At 35.1% G+C, this 12,601-nt stretch carries 8 protein-coding genes; 7 read left to right on the forward strand and 1 reads right to left on the reverse strand.

Annotation, left to right across the window (positions count from 1 at the left end):
• Positions 1-2: 2 nt before the first annotated feature.
• From AC0L3Q_RS21715 to AC0L3Q_RS21725, 3 genes are all read left to right on the forward strand, one after another.
• Positions 3-323 carry an Hpt domain-containing protein gene (locus AC0L3Q_RS21715; RefSeq protein WP_473282870.1) on the forward strand — a complete coding sequence of 107 codons (321 nt, stop codon included), beginning with the start codon at positions 3-5 and terminating at the stop codon, positions 321-323.
• A 12-nt stretch (positions 324-335) separates the two neighbouring features.
• Positions 336-1,052 carry a LytR/AlgR family response regulator transcription factor gene (locus AC0L3Q_RS21720; RefSeq protein WP_473282872.1) on the forward strand — a complete coding sequence of 239 codons (717 nt, stop codon included), beginning with the start codon at positions 336-338 and terminating at the stop codon, positions 1,050-1,052.
• 121 nt (positions 1,053-1,173) lie between these two features.
• On the forward strand, positions 1,174-5,202 hold the full coding sequence (locus AC0L3Q_RS21725; RefSeq protein WP_473282874.1) for a DUF6923 family protein: 4,029 nt from the start codon (positions 1,174-1,176) through the stop codon (positions 5,200-5,202).
• A 42-nt stretch (positions 5,203-5,244) separates the two neighbouring features.
• On the opposite strand, the gene AC0L3Q_RS21730 is transcribed toward AC0L3Q_RS21725, so the two are convergent.
• The gene (locus AC0L3Q_RS21730; protein ID WP_473282876.1) at positions 5,245-7,140 is read right to left on the reverse strand and encodes a tetratricopeptide repeat protein; all 1,896 of its coding nucleotides are present in this window, start codon (positions 7,138-7,140) and stop codon (positions 5,245-5,247) included.
• Positions 7,141-7,985: 845 nt separating this feature from the next.
• Here AC0L3Q_RS21730 and AC0L3Q_RS21735 point away from each other — a divergent pair.
• The 4 genes from AC0L3Q_RS21735 to AC0L3Q_RS21750 all read left to right on the forward strand — a co-directional run bounded on the left by AC0L3Q_RS21735 (position 7,986) and on the right by AC0L3Q_RS21750 (position 12,542).
• Positions 7,986-8,786, forward strand: a complete 801-nt coding sequence (locus tag AC0L3Q_RS21735; protein ID WP_473282877.1) for a glycosyltransferase — start codon at positions 7,986-7,988, stop codon at positions 8,784-8,786.
• Positions 8,787-8,967: 181 nt separating this feature from the next.
• Entirely contained in the window at positions 8,968-9,402 is a 435-nt protein-coding gene (locus tag AC0L3Q_RS21740) for a DUF2158 domain-containing protein (RefSeq protein ID WP_073322209.1), read from the forward strand.
• A 329-nt stretch (positions 9,403-9,731) separates the two neighbouring features.
• Entirely contained in the window at positions 9,732-11,111 is a 1,380-nt protein-coding gene (locus tag AC0L3Q_RS21745; protein WP_473282879.1) for a glycoside hydrolase family 99 protein, read from the forward strand.
• Between the two features lie 624 nt (positions 11,112-11,735).
• The gene (locus AC0L3Q_RS21750) at positions 11,736-12,542 is read left to right on the forward strand and encodes a glycosyltransferase (protein WP_473282881.1); all 807 of its coding nucleotides are present in this window, start codon (positions 11,736-11,738) and stop codon (positions 12,540-12,542) included.
• The last annotated feature ends 59 nt before the right edge of the window (positions 12,543-12,601 follow it).

The following is a 12,601-nucleotide window of genomic DNA, read 5'->3' on the forward strand; positions in this document are numbered from 1 at the left end:
ACATGAACGAAACCCCTAACCTAAATTATATCAAAGAACTGGCTGCAGGATCTGTAGAATTTGAGCAAAAGTTAATTGCTATCGTAAAACGAGAATTCCCAGAGGAAAAAAAGGAGTTTCTTAACAATTATGAAGGAAAACGATTTATAAAGGCTGCAGAAAATGTACACAAACTGAAACATAAAATTGGCATGTTAGGGTTTGAAGAAGGCTACCAATTAACAATTGATTTCGAAGAAGAGCTTAGAGAGAAAGAATATACTTTGTTTTCAAAATTTATGCTAATTTTAGGTGCTATAGACAATTTTCTAGAAACAATATAAAGAATAGATCTTATGAATTGCATAATAATCGATGATGAAGAAATGGCAAGAGTAATTATTCAACAACTATGTTCACAAGTTGATGGACTTACGGTTATTGAAGAATTTCCGAATGCAATTCAAGCCATTAAATTTTTGAATAACAATACGGTCGACCTTATTTTTCTGGATATTCATATGCCAGATTTTACCGGTTTTGATTTTATTCAAACCCTGAAAAATCCCCCTCGAATAGTAGTTACTACCTCTGATAAAGATTTTGCCTTAACCGCTTTTGAATATGATTGTATTGTAGATTTCTTAGCAAAACCTATTACCCTACCACGTTTTCTAAAAGCTGTACAAAAAGCCGAAAGCAGTACAATTGCACCTGCAGAAACAACTTCCTCAGAAGAAAATACTTCCACTAGTTCTGGAGAGAATGATTTATATGTAAATATTGACAGACGACTAATTAAGATTGATATCCCAACTATCAATCTTATCGAAGCAAAAGGAGATTATATATTGATCAAAACCGAAAAGCAGAATTATACAGTGCACTCTACCCTAAAAAAGATTGAAGAAAAACTCCCTGATGATCTTTTCTTAAAAGTACATCGATCTTACATTATTAACTTCAAGAAAATTGTAGATATCGAAGATAATAGCGTACTGATCGAAAGAGATGTAATTCCTGTAAGCAGATCCAACAGACCGGAATTAATGAAACGATTAAACCTGTTGTAACGAGCTTATCTTCTAACTTTTACAACTCGTCTACAGTAAATTACCACTTATCGATTTACCGTCCTCATCATGGTAGGTATAGGTTAATTTTGAAGTATCGAAAAACCTAAATCGTACCATTATGAAAAGAATAACTACCCTACTAATAATCATTATCACTTTTTCTTTAAAGGCGCAACAAGCTTTTGATTGTAATGATGGAACCTTTTACCAGGTAATCTCTGGAGCCATGAAGGCGTATGATCCAATAACAGGGTCTTATTCTGAAGCCTTACATACTTATACAGCTTACAATGCTGGTGGATACAATGTAGTTGATAATTATTTGTATGCCATCAAAAAGGGAGATAACCACCTTTTAAGAATCGCAAAAGATATGGTGATCGATCTTGGTGCTGTAGCTCCAAGTGGAACTGTAGTTTTTGGAGGAGGGTACGCTGCCGATGTAGATCCTGACGGAAACTTATGGGTATTTCAAAATAATAATAAAAGAACCTTTCACAAAATCACAAATTTGGCAAATTATGATGGGAGTACTTCTCCTGTTTTTGAAGTGATAGAAGCAGATGTTACCGCCCCTAGTACATGTGCAGATATTGTATACGTGAATGGTGCTTTTTACGGGGGTAGCAGAGGGAAGATCTTTAAGTGGGATTTGACCTCTGGAACTCCTGTTTTTAGGAGTAAAAATGTAGCTAACTTGCCTTCAAGTACGTTTGGAGCTGCATATGCTGATGCTAACAATAGATTGTATTTTTCTGATAATAGCGGAGGGTTGTATTTGATCAATGATTATGAAGGAGACAACCCTTCTGCTACCATGTTAAACCTTACTGAGACCACAAATTCTAACGATGGATTTAAATGTGCAAGCGGAGTATCTCCTCTTGACAGAGACAAAGATGGAATTTTGGACTCTATGGATGCAGATGTTGATGGTGATGGTATTTTGAATGTAGTAGAGTGCCAAGGAATGGATCCTTATGGTGACGATGATGATGATGGTATGTACAACTACCTTGATGGTGATGTGAGTGGTAATGGCGATAATGTAGTACAGGATGCTTTTGACAGAGATAGAGATGGAAATCCTGATTTTTTGGATATCGATTCTGATAACGATGGGATTTATGATATCGTAGAAGCAGGTCTGGGTGATGCAGATACCAACAACGATGGGATATGTAATGGTCAGGACACTAATTTTCAAGATGTAGATGCAGATGGTGTTGCAGACGCTTTTGATGCAGATCAAGGTGGTACAACGGTTACTCCATTAGATTTTGACGGAGATGGTGTTTTTGATTGCTACGATATTGACTCAGATAATGACGGAATTGTAGATATCATCGAAGGACAGAACAGCGAAACGTATTTAGGAATTTCGGGTAATGATGAAGACAAAGATGGATTAGATGATAATTTTGATGCTGATTTTGGAGGCACAACCAACGGAACAGTAAATACAGATGGTACTGATGGATATGACCATTTGGATACCGACTCTGATAATGATGGTGTTTCTGACTTCTTAGAAGCATATGATAATGATGGAGACGGTGTTGCAGAAACTACGCCTTCTGGAATCGATCAAGATGGAGATGGATTAGACAACAACTTTGACCAAAGAAAAACGAATTTCGATCCAGAAAATGGTGGTCAAAATCCAGAAAGTTTCCCTATCCCGGCTATCTGTGACAGATATAATTATTTAGGAGAATTCAACAGCAACGGAAAACCTTTATACTTAGATGGGCAAGATGTGGTAAGCCAGGAAACTTTGGACATGATCAATAATGCATTACCAGAAGGATACCCTGTACCAGATTTTAATCCGCACTATATTTCTTCAGGATATGATACCGATGTTGTAGTTCAAGAAGAAGCAGAGATCTGGGTGACTTTTGTTGGAGAAGGTGCTGGATATAGAAATACACTAGGATTCTATACCTATGATATCGACAACCCTTCGCAAACCATTCCACAACCAGAAGACATTACTATCATTTTTCCAAATGTGTCTGCTGTAGGTAGTGGAGGTGAATTAGAAGTAGGAGATAAAGTAAAAATCGGAAGCTTCCCTCCTAATACAGGTATCGGTTGGGTATTATTAGCCAATGCATGGAGCAACGGTTGTGTAGACACAGGACACTGGCAACTGCACTCTAACCCAGATTACAATCCAGAAAATGAAGAAGATTTAAGATACCATAATGTATTGTTGAATGATCCTGATAGTGAGAGAATCATCCTTGGTTTCGAAGATATCAGAAGAGACTATGCTTCTTGTGATCAAGATTTTAATGACGCTTTGTTCTACATCACAGCTAGCCCAATTACAGCAATCAAAACAGACAACTATGCAGATATTGATAGCGCTACCGATGTAACTTCTGCAAATGATGGAGGGTTAGAAAGTAATGGAGATCTTGCTAGTTTAATCGCAAAACGAAACTTCAATAGAGTAAAAACAAATCAGGTATTCAATACCAAAAAAAGACAGCAACCATTTATGCCTGAATTTGTTTCGTACAAATCAGCAAACAATGAAGATTTAAGCGTTCATTTCCCTGCTACAGGAATTAAAGGAACAGAAACTACTTATGTATCTAGTCCAGAAGATTTGGTTGGGATTACCAATGCAGCCGCTGTATTTTCTATCGATTATTATGAAGGAGAGTCCAGAGTAGCAGCTGCTCTAGCTACATCTACCAAAGGTTCGGTATATGATCATTCAAAAACCATTTGTGATCGATTAAACGGTTCAAAATTGTTAGACGTAAGAACTGTACAAATAAGAAAACATACTATCGTAAGCACAAAAATTGAAAGAGCTACAGGAGAAATCGAATATGCATTGACCTTCTCTGTAAGAAAAGCAGAATTCGAAAATGAAATCTATAGCCTATGGAATATAGGTGGCTACCCAGAAGGAGATTATATTAACTTCCAGGTATGGGGAGGAACTGTATCTCAAGTAGCGAATATCGCTAACCATATTATCGACTCTTTTGTAGCGACAAAGCCTTTGAGAAGTAATAAGTTGAAAGAAGTTGTACCTACAGTATTTGTAAAAGAAGGAGCATACGCAAATGGAAAACTAACACTTACGGTAGTTAACAAATCAAGATCAGCAAACATGCAATTTGTAGGTAACCTAAGAGCTACCGAGCAAGCCGAAGAAGTAAATACAACCAAGACTGTAGCGCTATCAGGTGCCTATAATCAGCAAGTAACCATCGATACAGGATACCTATTCGATATTGGTTTCTCAATCAAAGGTGCTGCATCATCTCAAATCGATGCCTTATATCTGGCAGACGGACCATGGGGTATTGACTATGCTGAAAACGGTGTTGTAGTGAACGATTTTGTAATCGGAAAGAATGAGAATGCAAAAGAAGACAACAAACATATTGTAGAGCGAAATGCTACTGTGAGAGGAGAAGTAAAAGAAACATTAAACTTGTTCAGAAATGTAATGCCTGGTGATTTATCTCTTGATGTAACCACATACGAAGCTGTTCAATTCGAAATGTTCAACACCAGAGATATCGAGGTGATATTAGTGACAGAAGGATTGCAAGACTGGAACAACAGATTGCGATATACCATTCCTGCTACTGACCAAAAAGAAAGTCACAACATCGCATTCGCAGACTTTGTAGATGGTAACGATCAGCCAGGAATCATAGAAAAGGTAAAAAGCGTGGTGTTCTCTGTGCAAGGTGATTATCAAAACTTCTACACTTTTGAACTTGAAGTATCTGCACTGGCCTTTGGTAAAGTTGGAAGCAACGAGGAAGAAGAGGAAGAAGATGATACAACAACCGAAGAAGAGGAGGAAGATGAAGAAGTTATCGCTGAAGAGGAAGATACTTTTGACCCAAATGCGGTGACACAGGTAAAGAACTACCCTAACCCATTCATCTCTGAAACTACTATCCAAATTCCTGGTGAACACCAAGAAGTACTCATCGAAGTAATCGATATGGTAGGAAGAACAGTACGAAAAGAATATGTAGCGGTAAACAGAAATACCATACGTTTTGAGACAAGAAATTTAACTCCAGGAATCTATCACTATATGATCAGAGGGCAGCAAATGAGAAGATTCAAAGGAAGGTTATTTATAAAAGAAACGAATTAGAGTGTTAAGTGTTTCAGATTTGGGTGAATAGCGGGAGCAGCATTAATTATCGCTCTCGCTATTCTTTTTTAATTTCATTATCTGTTTGTCGAAAAGCGGTTTTTTAAGGAAATACCATTTCAACACAAACCCAAACTCTGTAAATTCAAATCCAGCGGCAGTAGCAGAAGCGATGTTACTGTATTTCCCATATAGATTTGCCTTAAAACGATCCGTAAATCGATATCCTAACTTCCCTTCGGCTCTAAAAGTCGTAGAGGCATCTTCGTCATCCACAAATTGCTTTCCTAGCGCAGCGCTTAAACTGTAAAACAAATCGTTTTCAGCATTGCTTACTAGCTCTGCAAATACTTCCCCCAGATGAAACGTTCCTGGGCTAAAGTAGATTTCAGGCACTTGATCTTTAAACGATATATATTGATAATTTGCTCCTACCTTTACCCCTGGTCTTTTTAATACGTTATAATACAATGAGGTAAATAACAAATTCCTAACATTATCATCGGTCTGTGTAGTATAGATATATTGTGTATACCAACCTAATCTGAAATTGGTTCCCAAATTATAATTGGCAAAATAATTATTCATTACAATTTCTCGATTGATTAGATCTGCGTTGAAATTTTGAAGTTCTCTTTTGTATCCCACATCCAAACTCTGTAATTTAAAAGGTTTTGTTTGCACTACAGCTTCAGCGGTTAATTGTGTAAAATCAGTGGTAATAGCTTCAGAGTTATTAATCCCGATATTTCCTAAAAAAGAAACTCTACCGCTCAATTTATACGACATCCCCAAGGATACATCATTAGAGGTCGCTTCTACCTCAGTTCTTGTATTTTCAGTCTTTCTATAGGTATATCGAAACATCGTTTTGAATCTGGCCGAGAAGGGCACTTCGACAGCTACTCCTGCACTAAATGCTTCGTTATCCCCATTATCAAACGTGTAGGCGGTTTTTTGTTCTACAAACGGGGTATGCGAAATTTTTAAGGTCTTGATCAGCTTTTCTGCATCCGGTTGCTTGGGATAATAATATAAAGTCTTAAAAGCATACTCATACGCTTTCATATCATTTCCAGAGGCACGATAGGCATTGGCAATCCCCAAATTACCATCAAAAGAGCTGGCTTCATTACTCAAAATAGCCGAATATCGATCCAGGCTAATTCCAAAATTACTGGTATACATCCCATAAGTAGCCTCTAGGGAAGATACTTTGTTATTATCAGGAAATCCTGATTTTAGATTGCTGAGTTCTGCTTTTGCCTTTTTATACTTTTGATTCCATAACAAAGCTTGTACGTAACGCTCTTGAGTAGCTAACCACAAGGGATCATCTTTTTTATACGATGCCACTTTTTCTCGAGACAGCTCTACCAACGCTAGTGCCTTTTTGGTTTTATGCTGTTTATTAGCAACCAATGACAATCCATTAAAAGCAACAATACTATCTCTGGGCGTTGTTGCTATTTGTTGATATACTTGTTCGGCTTCTGTAAGTTGGTTGGTGATCAAAAATATATTCGCTTTATTAAGCAAAGTATCTTTATCCCCTGGAAAATCCTTCAGGTTCTCATCTAGTAATTGTAAGGCCTCTGTATACTGTTTATTTTGGGATAATGTAAATGCGTATCCCAGGCGTACAAATTTTCTTGAGGTAAGCGCATTTGCGTTTCCTGGTGATAATTGTAATGCTTTATTAACCCACTCTAGAGCTTTTGTGTATTTTTTCAAGTTCGATAAGGTATTGGCATACCCCAAAACCCCGGCAAAGCTTTTTGGATTTTCTTGTACTAATCCCTCATAAAATGTTTCTGCAACTTCAAATTGTCGATCCCAAAGCAAAGATTCGGCATAATTTAGTTTAATTTCAAAGTCATCAGGGTACTTCGATTTTAAATCGGTAAAGATTTGTATCGCTTCTCCCGAATCTCCCAATAAACCAACTGCCCGACCATAACATAATTTCGCGGTTTTATTCTCAGGATATTCCTGTAGTACTTTCTCAAAAAAACTTTTGCATCCTTATAATTTCCGCTTTCCAGATATGCAAATCCTTGTTGCATATCCTGCGCCATAATCGAGTAAAAAGATGAAAAAAATAAAAGATATAGAGCAAATCGTTTTATGCGCATTGTGTAATATCCTGGTTAATATGTATGTTAAAATACACATTACTTCAAAAAGTCGCTATCAAAATGGAGAGAAGTTTTTTAACTCTAAAACGCACTTTGATCGAATTTGACTTTTTTTAACATTTTTTACTAAAAAGTCATCCAAAAAAGAGGGTAAAACCGCATTTTTTTAACTCATTTTTACTGAGGAAATCCGCATTATTGTTAACAAATGTAGTACAAAGACTACTTTTTTTGAAGAAAAAATGTTAAAATTTCAATGAAAAACAACCTATTTTCGATGAAATACACAGTTTTTGGTACTTCCGTAGAAAAAATGAGGTTTTGCCGTAAATAAGTTTTACAAATACTTGTTAGTTTTACAATGTGCTGAGATACAAATCCTTATCACAAAACAACATTTACTTCGTCAAAATTGCTAAACCTTCTTCTAAACCCCAGAAGAATGCAACTGAAAAAAGTTTAGTAACCCTAATTAAATATATATACATAATAGTAAAGTAAGTTTTCGTCAAAATGTCAAATAGTCTTCAATCGCCCCAGAAGAATGTTTAACATAAAAAAACTAAGAGAAATAGAAATATAATGTATCAAGAATACTTCTACTTGTAATTGCCCCTGAAGTATTCCCCCAAAATCTTAATTATAATGACGAAAATTACTGGAATTATTATTCCATGCTATAATGAATATTATAGACTGGAAAAGGACAAATTTTGCCAATTTTTAACCAAAAACAACAATTATCACTTCTGTTTTGTAAACGATGGTAGCGCAGACAACACCTTAGAGCTACTACAACAACTAAGACAATTCGATCCCAATAGAATATCGGTAATCGATCTGGAACAAAACCAAGGAAAAGCATCTGCAGTACAAGCAGGAGCCAATTACTTAAAAGAATTAGATCATATCGATAATATCGGATTCCTGGATGCTGATCTTTCTACTTCGTTGGAAGAAATGGACAATCTGGTAGAAAAACTAAATGCAAATCCAAACCTAACCATGGTATTTGGATCCAGAAAAGCAGAAGAAGCTAACAATATAGAGAGAAGCTTTATTAGAAACTTGTTATCAAACTTTGTAGGATTCTTTATCAGACACATCTTACAACTACCTATCAAAGACACACAATGTGGTGCCAAAGTATTTAAGAAAAGCATCATAGAGAATGTATACAGCCAAAGATTTATCAGCAGATGGTTATTTGATATCGAAATCTTCTTAAGATTGAAAAAGCATATCGGACTTAAAGATCTGTTGAACTGCATTAGCGAAGAACCACTAGATAGCTGGATCGAGGTAGAAGGATCTAAAATAACACTTAAAGATTCATTCCTGATCCCTATCAACCTGTTAGCAATATGGATAAGCTACCTTAAAATCAGTACAACTAGTAAAAAAATAACAGAAAACTTAAAATTTAAACTAACCACTATATGGTAAAAAACTACTATCAAAACCTTATATAAAGCATTAAAACAGTACTACATACATGTAAAAGATACCTTATGAAAAAAACAACTACTTATACCTTTAAAAAAAATATTTACCGAGACTACGGTTTCCCATAACATCAGTATTCAATAATTTTTGATCTTAGGGAAGAACGGGAAAAACAAGAATTATGGACAATTTATTTAATGTATATCAGGAGATTAAATTAAAAGGAGAAATTGGAATTTTAAGACGGAACAATATCCAAAACAATTCAAAAAAAACATATCATATCCGCGGAAAACTAAAATACGGGAAATTAGTCGAGGATGAATTTTTCAACAAATCAGACGAGCTTTTGTATCGCGTAGAATACTTTATCTCTTACGACAGTAACTATCGATATATCAGAATTAAAGATGAAAAAAATTCTGCCTGCTACGAAACTGAAGATTTACCGTATTTAAACATATCCGAAGGCAATATAGTAACCCTTAAAACTGGTGGACCTAAAATGGAAATCATTGGGTTTAACAAAGACTATGTAAAATGCCAATGGAATGATCAATCTGGAGTTAAGTCGGTGTATTATCCTTATTACTCTCTTGAAAATGTATCAAAATAATTTTCTATATCGTTCTCAGCGCCTTTACGAATAACATTATAAGTTATCGACTCCCCCATTACTATAAAGACATAACTGCCAGTATTTACAAATGGCAAGATGAATGGCATACATTGTCATTTACCCCAGAATAATTACGACTTGAATTAAAATTATACACCCCAATATTCTGTATAGTTTTAAAACAACTAACGTATCGCATACCTCATGATTTGTTTCATATCGTCAAAAACATGTATTTCAGTATAGTATGAAATACACAAACTTCATCACAATCACATTCTGAATGCTGGCTTAAAATTTTTGACGTTTAACCAATTTTATGAGATATGAAACAACACTACTCCAATGTATGGATCTACCTTAGTATTATCTTACTAACCATTCTTGCTTCTTGTGAGAAAGATGACATTACTACATATAACCAACCTCAAATACAAGAGGTGACCATAGCCAAACCTGTTAAAGACACCACTTATACTGACGAAGAACTGTTAAAAGTTCTGGATGAGGAATTAGAATTTTTGGAAAATGACGAAAAAGCCGGGATTGTGGATATCTCGCATATGGATATTGTAAAAGAAAATCCAAAAAAAATCTATGTGCATTACCTACCTTGGTTTCAAAGTAAAGATTATGATGGATACTGGGGGCAACACTGGACGATGGCTAACCAAAACCCTGATCAGCTAGATGAAAACGGCAATGCACAAATTGCATCCTATTATTATCCAATGATTGGTCCATACTCTTCAAACGATCCAGATCTGCATGAATATCATTTCCTTACCATGAAATTATCAGGAGTTGATGGAGTTATATTTGATTGGTACGGAAGCAAAGATCTTCATGATTATGCATTAATTAAACAATCCACAGAAACTTTTATAGAGACCTTGGAGGATCTGGGACTTAATTTCTCTATAATGTACGAAGATCGAGTAGCGATGCAAGCTGCACAAGCTGGTCTATCCACTAGTACAGTTGCGGCTGCACAAGAAGATTTTTCATATATCAATCATACCTATTTTTCTAGCCCAGAATATATGGAATACGATGGAAAAAAATTATTATTCGTTTTTGGACCACATCATATCAATACCGAAAATGAATGGAATGAAGTATTCGAAGTACTCCCCGAAGAAAATCATCCCAACTATTTAACCTTATGGGCCGCTAGCAACCGTGTTGGAGCTAACTCTGCCGGTGAATTCTTATGGGTAGATAAAGATCATCTATTAGCGCATGAGTATTATTACGATACTTACCCCGCTTTGAATATGATTACCGTAGGATCTTCATACCCGGGATTCAAAAGTTTCTATAAAGATGGTGGATGGTCTGATGGAATTAACGAATGGAGCATTGACACTGATCAAGGCAATACTTTTGTAGAAACGCTTAATTATACCCATCATGAGCAATCTGATTTTATTCAAATTATCACATGGAATGATTTTGGCGAAGGAACGATGATAGAACCTACGGAAGAGTTTGGTTTTATGTATCTACAAATCTTGCAACAATATACAGGTGTTCCCTTTACACCAAATGATCTGCAGGTAGCGGCAGACTTATATAAGATCCGAAAAAAGTTCAAAAATAACAACCTGGCACAACGCTTATTAGATCGAACATACGAGTATGTAAAAGAATTGAAACTACAACGTGCTGATCAAGTGATAAAAGCAATTAACCGTTTTTTCTAATATAGAAATCAAAAACTTAGAAATTATGAAGCATATATACCAGACCAATACCCCAAACTATTTTTTAGCCAAGCATTTGCATTTGACGTTTTTTGAAATTTTTAAGATTTTTTTATGTTAAAAAAGGGCGAAATCAGGTCTATTTTTAACCAAAAATTGTTGAGGAAATCCACATTTTCGTTAACATATGTAGTACAAAGACTACTTTTTTTGAAGAAAAAATGTTAAAATTTCAATGAAAAACAACCTATTTTCGATGAAATACACAGTTTTTGGTACTTCCGTAGAAAAAATGAGGTTTTGCCGTAAATAAGTTTTACAAATACTTGTTAGTTTTACAATGTGCTGAGATACAAATCCTTATCACAAAACAACATTTACTTCGTCAAAATTGCTAAACCTTCTTCTAAACCCCAGAAGAATGCAACTGAAAAAAGTTTAGTAACCCTAATTAAATATATATACATAATAGTAAAGTAAGTTTTCGTCAAAATGTCAAATAGTCTTCAATCGCCCCAGAAGAATGTTTAACATAAAAAAACTAAGAGAAATAGAAATATAATGTATCAAGAATACTTCTACTTGTAATTGCCCCTGAAGTATTCCCCCAAAATCTTAATTATAATGACGAAAATTACTGGAATTATTATTCCATGCTATAATGAATATTATAGACTGGAAAAGGACAAATTTTGCCAATTTTTAACCAAAAACAACAATTATCACTTCTGTTTTGTAAACGATGGTAGCGCAGACAACACCTTAGAGCTACTACAACAATTAAGACAATTCGATCCCAAAAGAATATCGGTAATCGATCTGGAACAAAACCAAGGAAAAGCATCTGCAGTACAAGCAGGAGCCAATTACCTAAAAGAATTAGATCATATCGATAATATCGGATTCCTGGATGCTGATCTTTCTACTTCGTTGGAAGAAATGGACAATCTGGTAGAAAAACTAAATGCAAATCCAAATCTAACTATGGTGTTTGGATCCAGAAAAGCAGAAGAAGCTAACAATATAGAGAGAAGTTTTATTAGAAACTTGTTATCAAACTTCGTAGGATTCTTTATCAGACACATCTTACAACTGCCTATCAAAGACACACAATGTGGTGCCAAAGTATTTAAGAAAAGCATCATAGAGAATGTATACAGCCAAAGATTTATCAGCAGATGGTTATTTGATATCGAAATCTTCTTAAGATTGAAAAAGCATATCGGACTTAAAGATCTGTTGAACTGCATTAGCGAAGAACCACTAGATAGCTGGATCGAGGTAGAAGGATCTAAAATAACACTTAAAGATTCATTCCTGATCCCTATCAACCTGTTAGCAATATGGATAAGCTACCTTAAAATTAGTACAACTAGTAAGGAAATAACAAAAACTGTAAAATTAAAACTGAATTACAATATGGTAAAATAACTACTATCAAAACTCTATATCAAGCATTAAAAAAATAATACCAAGTACGCATAAAATAT

The sequence above is a fragment of the Aquimarina sp. KJ22-3 genome (assembly GCF_055808215.1).

Coding starts and splice junctions, on each gene's coding strand:
- AC0L3Q_RS21720 (WP_473282872.1), top strand. CDS start 336: ATGAATTGCATAATAATCGATGATGAAGAAATGGCAAGAGTAATTATT.
- AC0L3Q_RS21745 (WP_473282879.1), top strand. CDS start 9,732: ATGAAACAACACTACTCCAATGTATGGATCTACCTTAGTATTATCTTA.
- AC0L3Q_RS21735 (WP_473282877.1), top strand. CDS start 7,986: ATGACGAAAATTACTGGAATTATTATTCCATGCTATAATGAATATTAT.
- AC0L3Q_RS21715 (WP_473282870.1), top strand. CDS start 3: ATGAACGAAACCCCTAACCTAAATTATATCAAAGAACTGGCTGCAGGA.
- AC0L3Q_RS21750 (WP_473282881.1), top strand. CDS start 11,736: ATGACGAAAATTACTGGAATTATTATTCCATGCTATAATGAATATTAT.
- AC0L3Q_RS21740 (WP_073322209.1), top strand. CDS start 8,968: ATGGACAATTTATTTAATGTATATCAGGAGATTAAATTAAAAGGAGAA.
- AC0L3Q_RS21725 (WP_473282874.1), top strand. CDS start 1,174: ATGAAAAGAATAACTACCCTACTAATAATCATTATCACTTTTTCTTTA.